We start from the raw sequence: 16,521 nt of genomic DNA, 5'->3' as shown, positions 1-16,521 counted from the left end.
TTGAGCTTGATCTGACTAAAGCAGTGGTGCCAATTGGCTACAAACTTCAACCTGACTAAATATTCAATATAATCAGTGATTTACGATCGAAGTGGCTAAATCCAACACTTTTGCCGGCCGGACCTCTTGGTGTTCATTGCCATCCTCTGGCTGACAGAAGCCATACACGTCACTTTTACAGCCTTACTGGTACCGTTATTAGCGATTTGGATGGGGCTACTGAATACACAAAGCGCATTGAGTAACTTCGCCAACCCCATTATTTTCTTGTTTTTCGGTGGTTTTGCTCTGGCAGCGGCACTCCATCAACAAGGGCTGGATCGGATGATCGCCAATCGAATTCTGTCTTTGGCAAAAGGTCGATTTTTTGTCGCTGCCCTGCTTTTATTCCTGGTGTCTGCCTTGTTATCCATGTGGATCAGCAATACAGCAACCACCGCAATGATGCTGCCTCTGGCACTTGGTTTATTGGGAAATCTGGATCCTAAAGAGCATCGTAAAACCTATGTTTTCATGCTGCTCGGGATCGCTTACAGCGCCAGTATCGGAGGCATAGCGACTTTGGTTGGAAGCCCTCCAAACGCAATAGCAGCCTCTGAAGCGGGCCTGAGCTTCAACGAGTGGATGGCAATTGGTTTGCCCATTAGTCTATTGATGCTGCCGCTCGCAACTCTCACACTCTATTTTATATTTCGTCCGAATTTAAGCTTAAACATCAGTATCGATCATGCTCCTACAGAGTGGACTCAAGGCAAGATAATCACGTTAATTATCTTTTTGTGCACCATCGCAATGTGGGTATTTTCCAAGCCTTTGTCAGCGTTGCTCGGGGGAATTGATAAATTTGATTCCTGGGTAGCAATCATGGCAATTGTTATGATTGGCTTGACTCAATCTGCCTCATGGAAACAAATTGAAAAGCAAACTGACTGGGGCGTGTTGCTCTTGTTCGGCGGCGGACTGACATTGAGCAGTGTTTTAAAAATCACTGGAACCAGTGTATTTCTGGCCGACAGCATGACGCAAATTCTGGACGCAGCTCCAATCTTTATTTCACTGCTGGGAATCTCATTATTTGTGATATTTTTGACAGAACTCGCATCCAATACCGCCAGCGCCGCCCTGCTTGTACCTGTATTTGCAGCTGTTGCTGAGCCATTAGGGCTCTCGCCTGTTATTACATCGGCGGTCATTGCTGTAGCCGCCTCCTGTGCCTTCATGTTGCCTGTGGCAACACCGCCCAATGCGATTGTCTTCGGCAGTGGTTATGTATTACAGAAGGACATGATGCGAGCAGGTTTGGTACTCAATATTCTCTGTGCCCTTGCAGTCGTCTTCTATTTTTATTGGCTCAGCTAACGACTATAACGACTCAAGACCCTTAAAAACTTTCTTACTATAACGGCGCCATGTTCATTCAGCTTATTAATATTATTGCCCCCATCCTTATCTGTGCCTGTATAGGCATTAGCTGGAAAAAAATGGGTTATGAGTACCCTTCTGATTTTATTGGCCGGCTTGTCATGAATGTCGGCGCGCCGTGCCTGATTCTTAAAAGTCTGGCCAATACGGCTGTGCCTTTGAAGGATATTGTAGATGTCGCTCTTGTCGCATCGATCGTATTGGTTGTTATGTTTTTAGTCTGCCTGGCTATTTTGAAAGTATTCAAACTTAGCGCCAAAACATACCTGCCTGCCCTATTGTTTCCTAATAGTGGAAACATGGGGTTGCCTTTATGTCTCTTTGCATTTGGTGACACCGGTTTAACCTTGGGCGTAGGTTATTTTTTAATGATGATGTTTGGTCATCTTACTCTCGGAATTCTCATTCTTGAAGGAACAGAGTCCGGCATTTCTCATGCCCTGAAAAACTTACTGAAGCAGCCCATGCTTTATGCCATGGTAATCGGCTTGATTCTATACGGTTACGATTTGACTCTACCACTTTGGGTTTCGCACTCGGTCAATTTATTGAGTGGAGTGACAATCCCTCTGATGCTTATAACACTGGGAGTATCATTGACCAGTCTCAAGGTCGAGTTCTGGCAACGTGCCCTTTCTTTAAGCGTAATCAGAGTCGGATTAAGCCTGGTTTTGGCTTTTGCAATTTGCCAAATGATGGGTGTGAGCGGGATAACGCGGGATGTGATTTTATTACAAGCCGCTATGCCAGCGGCAGTTTTTAATTATCTTTTTGCAGTCAGATACCAGCAATCCCCTGAAGAGGTTGCTGGTCTGGTCGTTGTCTCTACAGTCCTGGCGGTAATGCTGCTGCCATTGTTATTAGCGCAGCTTATCGCAACCTGATTCCCTCCTACAACGCGGCCCCTCCCGGAACCGGTGGAACAGTCCCGGGGGCATGAGAGCCTGGCACTTCACGAATCCACACATCTCGTTGTGGAAATGGGATTTCGATGTCATTCTCTGCAAATATCTCGTTAATCGCGACATGCAATTCATGCACCAGAGGCATCAGTTCAATCAGCCCCGGTACAAAAACCCGGACTTCAAAATCCAAACTGCTATCACCAAAGCCGACGAAAAAAACCGCTGGAGGTGGATCTTTTACAATGGTGGTATTCTTCTCGACCACTTCCGTAAGTAATTTATGAACTTTCAGAACATCTGAGCCGTAAGCGACACCAACCTGAATAACGCGTCGGGTAATGGGATCGCTCAGCGTCCAGTTGGTCAGCTGTTCTGTAATAAATACTTTATTGGGAATGATTTGTTCTTTACGATCCCAATCGGTCAATGTGGTAGCACGTATGCGAATTTTGCTGACCGTACCTGTATTTTCACCAACTGTGACTGTATCCCCTACCCTTATGGGTCTTTCAAACAGGATTAAAAGCCCCGAAACAAAGTTCGCCAGAATTTCTTGCAAACCAAATCCTAAACCTACCCCCATAGCCGCCACCAGCCACTGCAACTTGGACCATGGCAATCCAATGGCATTCAAAGATGACACTACGCCAATCAGAACAATAAGGTATTTAACAACGGTAATAACGGCATAGCTGCCACCCGGCCCCAGGTTAACACCTCTGAGAACAGAAATTTCCAAAATACCAGGAATGTTACGAATTCCCAGATAGGTCAGAATCAGCAAAAACACACTCAGAACAACATCATGGACTGTAATGATTTGAACAGGGATATTGGGGTCACCCGAGGTGACTGTCCAAAGCTCCATTTTGTCAAACATGTTTAAAGCCGGTAAGACATTATCCCAGAGGCCGGTTAACAGATAAATGCCAAACAAAACAGTTACCAGGCCGATAAAACCTCGAGACTGTCGGCTTACCTGGGCCATATCAAACTCAGGTTCAGGAATCTCCGGCGGTACTTCAGCAGCTTCTTCTGCAGCCTGACGGCTTTCTTGTTGTTCTCGCTCTGCTTTACGCTTTGCCTTAATACGTTCCAGCTTCATCCGTCGTTCCATTACTGACACCCCTCTTAAAGCCAGGGAGTAAAGTATTAGCAATGCTGCCAGTAAGCACGCGGAAAGAAACAGACGATTCTGCAGCTGTAACGCCGTGAAGTGGTAGCCAATCCAGGAAAGCACTAACATGACAATTGGCAGTACGGTAAACAGCACGTAGAGAGAATAACGAAAAAACTGCCTTTGCTTTGTGGGCTGAACCTGCTCTTCTTCATTGGTAACAAGAGGTGTAGGTTTCAACGCCTGATGTAAAACATAGGACAAGGTAATGGACACAGCACCAAACAACAAACGGGTAATGGTTTGATAAGAATCATTGGTGTGATTGGCCACCTGCATAAAAAAGGACAGCACAACCAATATGAGCATAAACCAGGGTAAGTGTTTTTGTGCCAGCATCAGTATTCGCTGATTCCACTGAAAATGGACATCAGCCAAACCGTTCTTTCGACAAACCTGGCGAAAAATACCCAATAACATCCACAATAAAGCGGCATTCACCAAACCCATCTGCACTCTAAAAGCGATTTCAGAGCTGTTATCAGGCACCCACTCGGCACAGGCCATCAATATCAGCGGACCTGGGAGCGCTAAAAAGATGGATATTATTAACGCATTAAATGTGTCTGAAAATTTATCTTTATTAACCTTGCCGACATTCTTGCCAGAGTTAAATAACCATTTCTTCAGTTTTGACTGGAACAGTAAAATGATAAGTGCAATCAAAAATAAAACGCTGCCGAAAGCCCCTCCCCACTCTCCTCTAGCAGTTGTCGAAAATGACTGCTTCCAATTCTGAAAGCTCAACAACCCTCCAAGTTCTGTTTCTAGGCCCTTGAAAAATGAAACATAGATTGGCGAAGCGCTGGGAATCCAAAAAAGTCGACTGTTTAACAGGTTTTGATACTCAGACACCTTGGTTTGAAGACCTTTATTTTCAGTCAGAATATCGAACAGAGCCGCCGTGTAGCGACGATAAGACTTAACAGCTTCCTGCAACAGCTGCTGCTGTTCAGCTTCAAGCTCTTGCGCCAATTCATTATCTGAGCGCTCAGGTCTTTGAGCGTATTCATACTGTCGATCTTCCAGCCTCAGTTGGCGCATCTGAGCTTTTGTCAGTTCTTTCTCAATGCTGCTGGTGTCGATTTCAGGCGGTAAACTTTCTGAAAACTGTTGTCTTTGAGCCAGCAGATCAACGCTCAGAGAGGCCAGTCTATCAGCCCCAGCAATAGACAGCTGCTGGGTCATGCTGGTGAAATAACGATCAACCCGTACACGCTCCTGCCGCAAGACCTCCAACTGCTCGAGTAATGTATCAATTCGGCTGGTGACCTGTGCCAGGTCGGAGGCCAGCCTGGTATTTTCTTCAGCAACAGCCTTAACCTCAGGTCCAGCAGTACTGACTCTGTCTTCACGAAGTTCTGCCTGCTTTGCTTTTGCTTTGGCGTCAGTCTGACGCAGATTATTAAGCGTATTATCTACGGCGGTAACTTTGGCTGAGGTCAGGCTGATTTGCCGAGCAATTAAACGCTGTTGACGGTCAATTATTTGCAGTCGAGTGTCTCGCGTCATCATCCTTTGACGCAACATTTCTACTCGTGAGTTAGCTGCTTCGACTTCACTTAATTGAAAGGCTTTACGAGCATTCGCAACCTCGACGGTTTCAGAAGAAGGTTGTGTACTGGAAGCTTTCAGGGCATTGGATTGCTGTTGCAGGGCTTCTTCCAGCAAGTTTGAGATATTCTGTTCTTCGGAAAGTGTTTTGGTGTTCAGATCTGCCTGTTTATTGCGTAATTGCAGCAGCTCTGCCTGCAGCTGAAGCTCTTGTCTTTCCAAAGCTTCCACTGATAGATTTTCCAGTGCCGGAGGATCAATATCACGGCTCTTGTCAATGCTGCTCTGCAGTTCTTTGAGCTTTGAGGGAGCTGAATCCATCTGTTGGATATATTGTTTCGCCTTCTCACGATTATCAGAAGCAGACTTGAGATTTTCTATAGAACGCTGATAAAAATCCTTGATGATTTCTTTGTCTTTATCTGTGACTGAATCCGAAGACTCCACCGCCTTAAGTCGTGCTTCAAGATCCTGGATAGAATATCCAATACCTTCTGACACTTGCGCTTCATCAGCTTCCATCGCTGATACCCAAGATGTCATCAAGACATGGAAATTACCAAGTAGAAGAACAAGTAAGGCTTTGAGAATGATTCTACGATTCACTGGTGCTCACCCTGACTGGCAATTAATCAATTTCCCCGGCCTTGACTGGAGGTTTATCACGAGCGCTTGGAAAGCCTCATTACTGAGGCTAGCATATTAAGATTCAAGATGACTTACTTGCCCATTAATCCTTTCAGAGTAGCTTGTAAGTCTGCAGGCAATACCACCATTTTGCTGTTATCTGAAAGAGACATTTGTTCAATGGAACCAATGTATTTCTCACCCAATAAATACATGACCGGTAACTCCTGATCCCCTATCGCGGACGACACCATCTCAATGGCTTTTTGGCTGGCTTCCGCCAAAATTACCTGAGCCTCACTATCTCTGCGTGAAGCTTCCAGGCGGCCTTCTGCCTCGAGAATAGAAGCAGCTTTATCTCCAGTGGCCTTGGTCACAGTAGCACGACGTTGACGCTCTGCTGCTGCCTGTTCCTCCATAGCTTTCTGCATCGTGACGGAAGGATTAATATCCTGAATCTCGACTGTTTTCAGTGTAATCCCCCAATCCTTGATATCATCTGAAATTCCATCTTTCAGTTTGGCCTTGATCAGGTCGCGAGACGACAGTGCATCATCAAGGTCCATTTCACCGATAATAGAACGTAAATTGGTCTGTACCAGGGTCTGAATGGCAATAGTGAAATCCTCAACCCCGTAGGCCGCCAGCTGAGGATTGGCAATATTGATATAAGCTACAGCATTGGCAATGATTACCGCATTGTCTTTAGTGATAACCTCCTGACTGGGGATATCAAGAACAATATCCTTGGTGGTCATCTTGTGTGAAACTTCATCCACGTAAGGAATCGTGAAATTCAGCCCCGGCCGCAAAGTGCTGTGATATTTTCCAAGACGCTGCACGATCCAGTTACTGCCCTGTGGAACCAGTCGTACACCTTTCGCGACAGTCACCAGGATAAAGACAAAAACCAGCCCCGTGATCATCAAAGTTCCAGTATTGATATCGTTCATACATTTCCCTATTTGCTGATTAGTATTGATTGATTATTACTGTTTCAGTGCGCGGTTAGTTTTTCAACGATCAATGTTTGATCATCAACATCGATAACCTTTACACGCTCACCCGTCTGAATGCCCACTATTGCGGTGGCTTTCCATTGTGACTCACCCAAAACAGGAATGGTAAAACGGATCACCCCCTGCCTTTCAGGAGTGATATCTTCTATCACCATAGCTACCTGACCGACCATGGCGTCTCGGGTTACAGGAGGAGTTTTGGACGGTTTGAAAACTTTAAACCACAGAATTGATGACACAATGGCCAATACAGACCAAACAACTAACTGCAGTTGCAAACTTAAATCGGGAAATATCAGTGTAATTAACCCGACGACGATAGCCGACAAGCCAAATAACAGGGCAAAAAAAGTGGGAATCAATAATTCAAGCAAAGCCAGGACAATTCCACCTGCAATCCATATCCAGTAATCAAAACCTTCCATAAAAGTCCTTGTCAATGAGTCAAACCAACGACGAGAAGATTAGTCTTCATCGTGCTTAAAGCGTTTTCTTAGCCCCAGCCAGGTAAACCAATAGCTGTAACCAAGGATTGTTCAACGACCAACATAAAACAGTTTACTTTAAAAAATAATCCTATCTAACTGATTTATATTGATATTTTAATAATTCTTGCCAGCCCGTGAAAGAAGCCAAGTGATCAAATCACTTTATGTAGTGAGCCTCTGGTATTATTATCTGCCTTCAACTCACCGGCATATTAATGCAAACCTACTGATTTGAGATACTTCCACTGATGAAGAATATTCGTGTAAAACGAGAGCATAATTTAGGGCAAACCGAATGCCTGAAACTGGCAGAACAGATTACAGACAAGCTTATTGCCCGAATTGGTGGCACCAAATCCATTGAGGGCAATGTCATTCACTACAAACACATTAGTGGCAGTAAAGGCATGCTGACCAGTAATGATGACAATTTACAGGTCGATGTTCAGCTGGGTCTGTTGGTCAGGTCATTCGGCTCCAGCATTGAAAAAGAAATCCATGAAAGTTGCGACGAGTACCTGTCTTAAGCCTGCCTGATCTGCTCGCTACTCAGGGAAAATCACTTACATCTTGACCAGATATCGCCCCAAAGCATGGCCGTTGTGAATTTGATCGAGATATTGGGGCACTTGTTCCAGGCTGATTTCTTCAGCCATTGAACCTAGTTTTTCTACCTTGTAATCCTGACTGAGCTGCTCCCATATACCCGCTTTAACCTCAAGGGGCAGCTCCACACTGTCTACACCCAGCAAGTTCACATTACGCAAGATAAATGGAATAACGCTGCCTTTAAAATCAGGAGCTGATGCCAGACCACAGGCAGCAACACTGCCACCATAATTTAAAGATTTCACAAGTGAAAAAAGGTAATCGCCACCAAGGCAGTCGATAGCGTGCCCCCACTGAGGCTTGGCCAGAGCTTTGTCGGTCAGCTCATCAAGGCTGTTTCGATCAATCACTTTGGTAGCCCCAAGTCCGGTGAGGCGTTCAGCAGCTTCCAGCTTTCCTGTGAGTGCCGCCACTGAAAAGCCCAGCCTGGCAAGAATCGCAATTGCCAGAGAACCCACGCCACCTGTAGCTCCGGTTACGGCGACATCGCCATCTTCAGGTTGCGCCCCCGCCTGTAACAGCTTGTTGATGCATAAGGCTGCAGTTAGGCCCGCGGTTCCATATATCATTGACTCGCGCAGAGTCATGCTGTCGGGACACGGAACAGCCCACGTTGCCGGGATCCGGATATATTCAGCAAGACCGCCTGCCGTATTCATTCCAAGATCATAACCTGTGACGATAACTTTATCGCCGGGCTGAAAAGTATCACTGCTATCAGAAACGACCGTACCGGCCGCATCAATACCTGGCGTGTGGGGATATTGCCGAGTCACCCCTTTGTGACCATGAGCCGACAAGGCGTCTTTATAGTTCAGGGAGGAATAGCTCACCTTGATTAATAAAGGGTGTTCGGGTAAATCTCCAATATTTCGCTCTACAATAGATTGCTCGTAATGACTGCTGTCATTTTCAACAACCCAGAGTGCCCTAAAGGTATTCGCCATAACTCTTCACCTCAAAAGCGAAGCCCATACTCAGGAAAAGAAGCGGCTATTCTGTACACGGCTCAACCAAGTCACCAACAGTCGATCAATAGCGCCCTGAGCAGCCAAACCAAGCTTCTCGTGAATGCTTTTCTTAAAGACATACTCGACCTCATAAACGTCAGCCGTTTCGGCCAGAGTATGAATGTATTCGTCACTGGTTAGCAGCTCGTCGACAAGCTGATTTTCCAGTGCCCTTTGACCAAACCAGACATCACCAGTGGCAACAGCATTTACATCCACGACAGGACGGTGCTCAGCCACAAAGTTTTTAAACAGCTCATGTGTATCTTCGAGATCCTCAACAAACTTTTCACGACCTTTCTCGGTATTTTCACCAAACATCGTGAGAGTTCGCTTGTGTTCACCTGCGGTCAATAATTCAAAATCCACATAGTTTTTCTTGAGCAATCGATGGAAGTTGGGTAATTGCGCTACCACACCAATTGAGCCCATTACCGCAAAAGGAGCAGCCAGGATTTTGTCGGCGACACAGGCCATCATATAGCCGCCACTGGCCGCAACCTTGTCAACACAGACCGTAAGCGGAATACCCTTCTTCTTGATCCGATCCAATTGACTCGAGGCCAGACCATAGCTGTGCACCATGCCGCCGCCGCTTTCAAGACGCAGAACCACTTCGTCCTTTTCACTTGCCAGACTGAGTACGCCACTGATCTCTTCACGCAAATTTTCAACAGCTGAGGCCTTGATATCACCATCAAAATTCAACACAAAGACCCGGGGCTTGGCCTGAGGGAGTTTATCATCGTGTTTTTTAGCGGCTTTCTTACGAGCTTTTGCTTCTGCTTTTTCTTTCTTTTGTTGCTCTTTGATCTCTTGCTTGCGGTCTTCTGCGTCAAAAATCGCATCTTTCAGAGCATCTTGAACAGATTCAAACTTGTCATTCAGATGGGTAACTTCAATGTGACCTTTGTCAGAGCCTTTACCTCTATGACCCGCAGACACTACCAATGCCACAATTAGCGCAATTGTCACCAACACTGTGACTGATTTGGCCAGAAAAAGGCCGTATTCCATTAAAAATTCCAAAAGTTACTCCACTACTCACTGAGACCGTTTCATAAGAATCATACTCTAAAGTCAGGCCAGAGACTAAATAAGGAATAACGGTCATACCCCCCTGCTCGCAACCCTGACTGTTTATATATCTACTGCCAGCGTTTGATGGCCAGCTTGGCTGGATCATTCAATGGACGGGACATCAACCCGGTGTGTGACAGGTTAACCTCGTACAGTGCGCCATCTGTCATCGGAACAAAGGTGGCACTGCCATAGAGAGCATCCAGCCATGGAACTTGCTTATCAACAGATTTAAACAAGCGCCATACATCTACAGAGGACTCACTGGGATTCAAGTTGTAAACGGTTCTCTCTGCATTTCGTTCCTTTTCCAGAGAATAATATCGACCAGACAATCGATCCAGACGGTAGCCGGGCTTCAAGCCGAAACGGGCAAGCGATGGACTCCATTTAAAGATTCTGGCATCCAACTGCCATTGGTCGCCCTTCAAATCGAATTTACTCTCTACCCCACTGGCGTATACAACTGTGGCCATATAGTGCTGATCTTCGAGCTCTTCAAAACTGATGGTCGCCACCGGAGTCTCACCAAGCAACTCTTCGTAGCTAAATACATCCCATGCCAAAAGCCCAACCACGACGGCAAGCACTAATAACACCAACCCAAAGGTCCCTTTCAACCAATTGAGAAACCAGCCGCGTCTGAAAAGCGTCTTGAGTGCACCGATCAGCACCAGTACGGCAATGATGGCAACCACTACCGCTAACCCGTTGTAGAGCATAAAAGTATCCTTTCCTGTTCTTTGATAAAGTCAGCTCAGAACCTTACTCTTCACCACATCTGACGACTCTACTGCACTTGAGGTTTTGAACTGTACTTGAGCTTAAATGCAGCTTCGTTCTACTGCCCCTCATTTCTTTTCACAAACTCTCGAATAAGCTTCCCGGCGAGAGAAGATGGCGGAGGTATCATTGGCAATTCATCGAACCGGAACCAATCAGCTTCTTCGATTTCCACACCGTCAACCACAATATCACCACTCTCATACTCTGCCAGAAAACCAATCATTAACTGTCCAGGAAATGGCCAGGACTGACTGCCAAAGTATTCGAGTTTTCCAACCTTGATTCCAACCTCCTCGGCAACTTCCCTACGCAGTGCTGACTCTATCGTTTCGCCAACTTCTATAAAGCCAGCCAGAGCACTAAAAAAGCGAGCAGGAAACGCGGGGTTATGGGCAAGGAGGCACTCTTCCCCACGGGTTATGACTGTAATAACACAGGGTGATAACCTGGGATAGAAGAGCATGTCACAGGGTTCACATCGCTTGGCCAGCTCCTTGTCATGATTTTGTGTCGGTGTACCGCATCGCCCACAAAACTGATGATCACGCTCCCAGTTGACGATTTGCACGGCTCTGGCTGCGACCTCATAATCAATCTCACTCAGCAGCCCCAGCAATTGGTATAAGTTGAACCAACTGTGCTCATGCACATCGGGCAGCTCATCCAGCAATACCACATAGCAGTCTTGCTCAAAGTAACAGCCAATGTAATGAGTTGTTGCATCTAATTGCGGGTTGGCAAACCGCCAAATGTTACTGGTTATTGGTCGCCAGCCTTCTGTATCAGAACAGAGCACCTGCCCCTGCGAGACGGGTATATAACATTTATCCTGCCCCTCGTTTTCAGGTGCATGGCCAGGAATAAACATAAACTTTTCCTTTATTTATCGACCGGAAAACCGAGAGCCTGGAGGCTCTCCTCTGCAATTGCCAGGATTGAGTCGTCTGCAGCCCGGTTATCCCTGACTTCATCAAGATAGTATTCCAGCCCTATAACCGCATCAGCAAAGGTTTCGAGGAGCTGCTGAGTCGCCACTACCTTGTCACTGCCTAACAGGGATTCATTGATGAACTCGACACAACTTGCCACCACCGCGGCTGCTCTTGGCAGGTTCAGCACGATCATACCACCACGAACAGACGTTAAGGTCGCACCAACGTTTTTGATGTGGCCATAATCATAGTTGGACTCGGCGAAAGCGCTCAATGCACGTTTAACCAGTGCCAGACCGGATTCTGCCTCCTGAATTACCAGTAACTCAGCTTCAGCCAACTGTGATGAGGCAATAATATCCTTACGTGCCAATTCATTGGCCTGCGCCAGTTTTTCACTGGTCAGATTCAACGTGCCCATACTGGAAATGGTGCTTTCGACATAGAGCAGTGAATCGGCGATCTCAATCAATTCCTCCGCCGAAGCGGGTGTATTTTGCTCTTGCCAACCGGTTATTTTGGCAGCATCTTCTTTTAAAGCAGATCCTGCAGTTACAAGCCCAATGACGGAAAGAATCTCTGCTACTTTGATGACATGGCCAGCCAGCTCACCGTAATTCTCCAGTCCCTTATCGGTAGCCTGAGAAGAGTTTTCAAGAATTTCCTTGATATCCCGAATTTCATCTTTAAGTACTGCGGCAACTGATGCGACCGTATTAATACTGGGGCCCTTAAGAGCTTCCCGTTCATTACGGATATCGTTATCGCTGTAGCCAAGTGGAGCCACGGCAAAGGTGCTCATTGCAAACCTAGAACGCTCAGTTGGTTTAGGAGCCAGAGCAACGACAAACAACAACTGCGTCATGAGCATATCCGAAGGCTGAGCTTCAAAAGCTTGAATGCCCTTTTCCTGAAGCGCTTTGATTTGTCTGTCCAGAGTTGTTAATACCAGCTTGCGGGATTTGTTCAGCTCCATATGGTTGGTACGAATGACCTCCAGTGCAGCGGCCCCCAGAAACCACAGTTTGGCACTGGCACGCTCACCAGTAATAATTTCCAGCCTTTCCAGTGATCTTTGCATAATGCCGAGAGCTGACTGCACCTGTTTACCTTGCAGGACATTGAGAAGCCCCACCTGAAACATATGCCTGAGTCGACGTATCAAGGCCGGCCAGTCATCAACGGAAACGGCTGAGCCGGCTGATTTGGGTTTATAGCTTCCCGTCAAGTCGGCCTTGAAGAAATAACACTCAGGGATTGGTGGTTTTTTAGTCAGCTGTCTGAGTTCGTTGATGTAGGGAATCAACAACACTGGCATATTGCGTCGGGTCTGTTGAGTATATTCAAGATAACGGGGAAGGATAAAGAACGCCCCCGTCAGAATGCTCAAAACTTGATCAACCCCCTGTTCTTCACCCAGAGTAATGGTCTGCGCCACAGACAATATTTCATCTGCCAGCATATCTGCACCATACAGCTGTATGAGTCTCAGAGTCCCTCGGATCTGTTCAATAGCCTCAATACTGGCCTGCAGCATCTCACCGTCATTGGTATTTGCGACAAATTGTTCCAGTTTTGTCGCTGCGTGCTCTATGGTCGCGACCAGCTCGTCATTAACCAAGTTAAGAGAGGTAATGTTGACGCTTTCGTTCTGTGCCACGCTTCTTCCTTAATATCTTAATTTACGTACCCTTGTACTTCGGCCTGAGTTGCTGATGCTCAAGCAGAGTATTGCTGTGTTGCATAGAAACCGCAGCCACCCCAGCTCAAAATGCAACCAAATAGACCGCCTGACGACCTGATAGCCATGCTTGGAGACAAGCGGCAAGCCCAGAGTTATCTATATTCTCAAAAAAGTCATCAAAATACAGTCAGATCTTATTGAAATGCTTGAATTTTTTCACGATCAAGGTACTTTCATGTTCGCGTTTGAGCCTGTCCGCCGTCGTTCGGGCTCAATCTACAGAAAAAGAGATCTAAGCCGATAAGTTACGGCATATAAGTCAACAACTTGCATAGCAATATCAGATAATTTGACCGCCGTCACGAATATGGCGTTTAGGGGTAAAATATGGAACAAACTTTTTTTCAGGCCCTCGGTAAGAACTTTTTGGGCCAGGCCCCAAATTGGTACAAACAGGCGATCATCTCTTTCCTGATCATCAATCCCATACTCTTTTATACCGCCGGACCCTTTGTCACAGGCTGGCTTCTGATTGGAGAGTTCATCTTTACCCTGGCGATGGCATTAAAATGCTACCCATTGCAACCAGGTGGCCTGCTGGCAATTCAGGCGGCTGTGTTAGGGATGACCAACGCACAATCAATCTACCACGAGGTTGAAAGCAACCTGGAAGTCATATTGTTGCTGGTATTCATGGTGGCCGGCATCTACTTCATGAAAAACCTGCTGCTCTTTGTGTTTACCAAGATATTGATCGGCGTACGCTCCAAGATGTTGTTATCGCTACTGTTTTGTACGGTTTCTGCGGTACTTTCCGCATTTTTGGACGCCCTTACGGTCACCGCCGTATTGATTACAGTCGCCGTTGGCTTCTACTCGGTCTATCACAAGGTGGCTTCCGGCAAGCCTCATCACCATGACGGCCACGATCACTCTGATGATGAGAAAGTAACCGCCTTTCACCGTGAAGATCTGGATGCATTCCGCGCTTTCCTGCGCAGCCTGATCATGCACGGTGCCGTCGGTACTGCGCTGGGTGGAGTATGTACATTGGTGGGTGAGCCCCAAAACCTGCTGATTGCCCAAACAGCCGAGTGGAACTTCATTGAGTTCTTTCTGAAAATGGCTCCAATTACCATGCCGGTTCTGGCCGCTGGTTTGACTACCTGCCTGTTGCTCGAAAAAACCAAGATCATGGGTTACGGCGCACAACTTCCTGAAGCGGTTCGTCATGTTCTGGAAGAATTCGCTGCCAATGAAGAAAAGAAAAGAACCCCTAGAGATCTGGCACAACTGGTTATCCAGGCCATTGTTGCACTTCTTCTGGTAGCCGCACTGGCGCTCCACGTTGCCGAAGTCGGCCTGATCGGCCTGCTGATCATTGTTCTTTTGACCGCCTTCAATGGCGTGATTGAAGAGCATCAGATTGGTCATGCATTTGAGGAAGCCCTCCCCTTTACGGCACTGCTGGTAGTCTTTTTTGCTGTTGTTGCGGTAATCCATGATCAGCATCTGTTTAGCCCGATCATTCACTACGTACTGGCCATGGAGGAATCCATCCAACCGGCGATGTTTTTCATCGCTAACGGCGTACTATCAATGATCAGTGATAACGTCTTTGTGGCAACGGTTTACATCAATGAAGTGAAAGCTGCGCTCGAAGCTGGAGAAATCACCCGGGATCACTTCGACAAGCTGGCAATTGCCATCAACACCGGTACAAACCTTCCCAGTGTTGCGACCCCTAACGGTCAGGCCGCCTTCCTGTTCCTTCTTACTTCTGCTCTGGCCCCTCTGATCCGTTTGTCCTATGGCAAAATGGTGCTGATGGCTCTTCCTTATACCGTCGTTTTGGGTGGCGTTGGCTTGTTGATGGTAGTACTTGAACTTTAATCCGTAACAAGTTCCAGAGAGTTAATACCCCAATAAAAAAGCGAGCTTGATGCTCGCTTTTTTATTGGGTGGGTTTGGGGCCCCAGATTTCAAACTCGCAGACAGACCCACTCGTTTTATTGACTTGTATCAGGATTGGCGCCAGAGGCATGACTCTCCCAATTCATTCAGTTTGGCTTCATGGGCGGATAACTCATCTGAATTGGCCCGAATGACCCTCAGTGGAGCGCGACTGGCAGACACCCTTTGGATACCGCTCACATACTCAGAGTCTGAATCGGAATCTTCAGACTCTGCACCCAGCATCAATTTGGTTTGCCCACCTGTCATCAACAGGTACACGTCGGCCAGGATTTCCGCATCCAGCAAGGCGCCGTGGAGATCTCGCTGGGAGTTATCTACCCCATACCGTTTACACAGTGCATCCAGGTTATTTTTTTGCCCTGGATGCTTCTGCCTGGCCATCACCAGGGTATCAATAACACTGCAAAACTCAGAAACTGGCTGGACGACTGGACGCAGCATGGCGAACTCGTGATCAATAAAGCCAATATCAAAGGGAGCGTTATGTATCACCAGCTGAGCGCCGTTAATAAACTCCAGAAATTCCGGTGCTATCTGGGCAAAACGTGGCTTATCTTTCAAAAATTCATCGGTAATACCGTGCACTTCCATCGCCCCTTCATCTACCAGTCGATCTGGTTGGATATATTGATGGTAGTGACGACCGGTAAGCTTGCGATTCACCAACTCAACACAACCAATTTCAATGATTCGATGTCCTTGAGATGGTTCCAGCCCGGTAGTTTCTGTATCGAGTACAATCTGCCGCATGGGAAATTTAGATCCTGATTGATGTCGTTTACTGACGTTAAACGTTTTACGAACAGTCTTGATTAATTCTTGATCGTTTGAATGCCCTTGTTGGCAAGCTCATCTGCTATTTCGTTTTCTCTGTGGCCACTGTGGCCTTTTACCCAAAACCATTTGACGTTATGGCGATTGACCTGCTCATCCAGCAGACGCCACAGATCTTCATTTTTAACGGGCTTGCGCGCAGAAGTCTTCCAGCCATTTTTTTTCCAGCCGTGCATCCAGGAAGTTATCCCCTGACGGACATATTGAGAGTCGGTCGTGAGGTGAACCTCGCAACTTTCCTTTAATGCTTTTAACCCCTCAATAGCTGCCATTAACTCCATACGATTATTCGTAGTATTGGCCTCACCACCACACAGTTTTTTCTCTACGTCACCATATCTTAATAAGGCCCCCCAACCACCAGGCCCAGGATTTCCCTTGCAGGCTCCGTCGGTAAACATCTCTATTTGTTTCACA

At 46.7% G+C, this 16,521-nt stretch carries 14 protein-coding genes; 4 read left to right on the top strand and 10 right to left on the bottom strand.

Annotated features, from left to right (window positions below; translation table 11 throughout):
• The first annotated feature begins 129 nt into the window (after positions 1-129).
• Positions 130-1,359, top strand: coding sequence for an SLC13 family permease (locus KOI40_RS09755; RefSeq protein WP_369413170.1), 1,230 nt, complete (start codon positions 130-132; stop codon positions 1,357-1,359).
• A 50-nt stretch (positions 1,360-1,409) separates the two neighbouring features.
• Entirely contained in the window at positions 1,410-2,306 is an 897-nt protein-coding gene (locus KOI40_RS09750) for an AEC family transporter (RefSeq protein ID WP_216097309.1), read from the top strand.
• Between the two features lie 7 nt (positions 2,307-2,313).
• On the opposite strand, the gene KOI40_RS09745 is transcribed toward KOI40_RS09750, so the two are convergent.
• From KOI40_RS09745 to KOI40_RS09735, 3 genes are all read right to left on the bottom strand, one after another.
• On the bottom strand, positions 2,314-5,664 hold the full coding sequence (locus KOI40_RS09745) for a mechanosensitive ion channel domain-containing protein (protein WP_216097308.1): 3,351 nt from the start codon (positions 5,662-5,664) through the stop codon (positions 2,314-2,316).
• Between the two features lie 113 nt (positions 5,665-5,777).
• The gene (locus KOI40_RS09740; protein WP_233710140.1) at positions 5,778-6,638 is read right to left on the bottom strand and encodes an SPFH domain-containing protein; all 861 of its coding nucleotides are present in this window, start codon (positions 6,636-6,638) and stop codon (positions 5,778-5,780) included.
• Positions 6,639-6,682: 44 nt separating this feature from the next.
• Positions 6,683-7,129, bottom strand: a complete 447-nt coding sequence (locus KOI40_RS09735) for an NfeD family protein (protein ID WP_216097307.1) — start codon at positions 7,127-7,129, stop codon at positions 6,683-6,685.
• 311 nt (positions 7,130-7,440) lie between these two features.
• Here KOI40_RS09735 and KOI40_RS09730 point away from each other — a divergent pair, with 311 nt between their 5' ends.
• A complete protein-coding gene (locus KOI40_RS09730; protein ID WP_216097306.1) occupies positions 7,441-7,719 on the top strand; it encodes a polyhydroxyalkanoic acid system family protein in 279 nt (92 codons plus the stop codon).
• 36 nt (positions 7,720-7,755) lie between these two features.
• On the opposite strand, the gene KOI40_RS09725 is transcribed toward KOI40_RS09730, so the two are convergent.
• The 5 genes from KOI40_RS09725 to KOI40_RS09705 form a co-directional block, all read right to left on the bottom strand.
• Positions 7,756-8,748 (bottom strand): YhdH/YhfP family quinone oxidoreductase, encoded by a 993-nt coding sequence (locus tag KOI40_RS09725; protein ID WP_216097305.1) that lies wholly within the window; start codon positions 8,746-8,748, stop codon positions 7,756-7,758.
• Positions 8,749-8,778: 30 nt separating this feature from the next.
• Positions 8,779-9,840, bottom strand: coding sequence for a protease SohB (sohB, locus tag KOI40_RS09720; RefSeq protein WP_216097304.1), 1,062 nt, complete (start codon positions 9,838-9,840; stop codon positions 8,779-8,781).
• A 119-nt stretch (positions 9,841-9,959) separates the two neighbouring features.
• Positions 9,960-10,613 carry a multidrug transporter gene (locus KOI40_RS09715; RefSeq protein WP_216097303.1) on the bottom strand — a complete coding sequence of 218 codons (654 nt, stop codon included), beginning with the start codon at positions 10,611-10,613 and terminating at the stop codon, positions 9,960-9,962.
• A gap of 119 nt (positions 10,614-10,732) precedes the next feature.
• Positions 10,733-11,545 (bottom strand): NAD(+) diphosphatase, encoded by an 813-nt coding sequence (nudC, locus tag KOI40_RS09710; RefSeq protein ID WP_216097302.1) that lies wholly within the window; start codon positions 11,543-11,545, stop codon positions 10,733-10,735.
• An 11-nt stretch (positions 11,546-11,556) separates the two neighbouring features.
• Positions 11,557-13,269, bottom strand: coding sequence for a FimL-related protein (locus KOI40_RS09705; protein WP_216097301.1), 1,713 nt, complete (start codon positions 13,267-13,269; stop codon positions 11,557-11,559).
• Between the two features lie 411 nt (positions 13,270-13,680).
• Here KOI40_RS09705 and nhaB point away from each other — a divergent pair, with 411 nt between their 5' ends.
• On the top strand, positions 13,681-15,186 hold the full coding sequence (gene nhaB / locus KOI40_RS09700) for a sodium/proton antiporter NhaB (RefSeq protein ID WP_216097300.1): 1,506 nt from the start codon (positions 13,681-13,683) through the stop codon (positions 15,184-15,186).
• A 129-nt stretch (positions 15,187-15,315) separates the two neighbouring features.
• Here nhaB and dnaQ read toward each other — a convergent pair whose 3' ends face one another.
• On the bottom strand, positions 15,316-16,020 hold the full coding sequence (gene dnaQ / locus KOI40_RS09695) for a DNA polymerase III subunit epsilon (protein ID WP_216097299.1): 705 nt from the start codon (positions 16,018-16,020) through the stop codon (positions 15,316-15,318).
• Positions 16,021-16,082: 62 nt separating this feature from the next.
• A complete protein-coding gene (gene rnhA / locus KOI40_RS09690; RefSeq protein ID WP_439653238.1) occupies positions 16,083-16,520 on the bottom strand; it encodes a ribonuclease HI in 438 nt (145 codons plus the stop codon).
• Position 16,521 lies beyond the last annotated feature (1 nt).

This window comes from Pseudomaricurvus albidus, assembly GCF_018863235.1.
GTDB lineage: Bacteria > Pseudomonadota > Gammaproteobacteria > Pseudomonadales > Cellvibrionaceae > Pseudomaricurvus > Pseudomaricurvus albidus.
Note: the sequence above shows the minus strand (reverse complement) of the source record. Positions and strands in the feature narration are given on the sequence as shown.

Bases quoted from the DNA above. Each gene is read 5' to 3' on its own strand.
- KOI40_RS09725 (WP_216097305.1), bottom strand. From the start codon at position 8,748: ATGGCGAATACCTTTAGGGCACTCTGGGTTGTTGAAAATGACAGCAGT.
- KOI40_RS09730 (WP_216097306.1), top strand. From the start codon at position 7,441: ATGAAGAATATTCGTGTAAAACGAGAGCATAATTTAGGGCAAACCGAA.
- nudC (WP_216097302.1), bottom strand. From the start codon at position 11,545: ATGTTTATTCCTGGCCATGCACCTGAAAACGAGGGGCAGGATAAATGT.
- KOI40_RS09715 (WP_216097303.1), bottom strand. From the start codon at position 10,613: ATGCTCTACAACGGGTTAGCGGTAGTGGTTGCCATCATTGCCGTACTG.
- KOI40_RS09750 (WP_216097309.1), top strand. From the start codon at position 1,410: ATGTTCATTCAGCTTATTAATATTATTGCCCCCATCCTTATCTGTGCC.
- dnaQ (WP_216097299.1), bottom strand. From the start codon at position 16,020: ATGCGGCAGATTGTACTCGATACAGAAACTACCGGGCTGGAACCATCT.
- nhaB (WP_216097300.1), top strand. From the start codon at position 13,681: ATGGAACAAACTTTTTTTCAGGCCCTCGGTAAGAACTTTTTGGGCCAG.
- KOI40_RS09735 (WP_216097307.1), bottom strand. From the start codon at position 7,129: ATGGAAGGTTTTGATTACTGGATATGGATTGCAGGTGGAATTGTCCTG.
- KOI40_RS09740 (WP_233710140.1), bottom strand. From the start codon at position 6,638: ATGAACGATATCAATACTGGAACTTTGATGATCACGGGGCTGGTTTTT.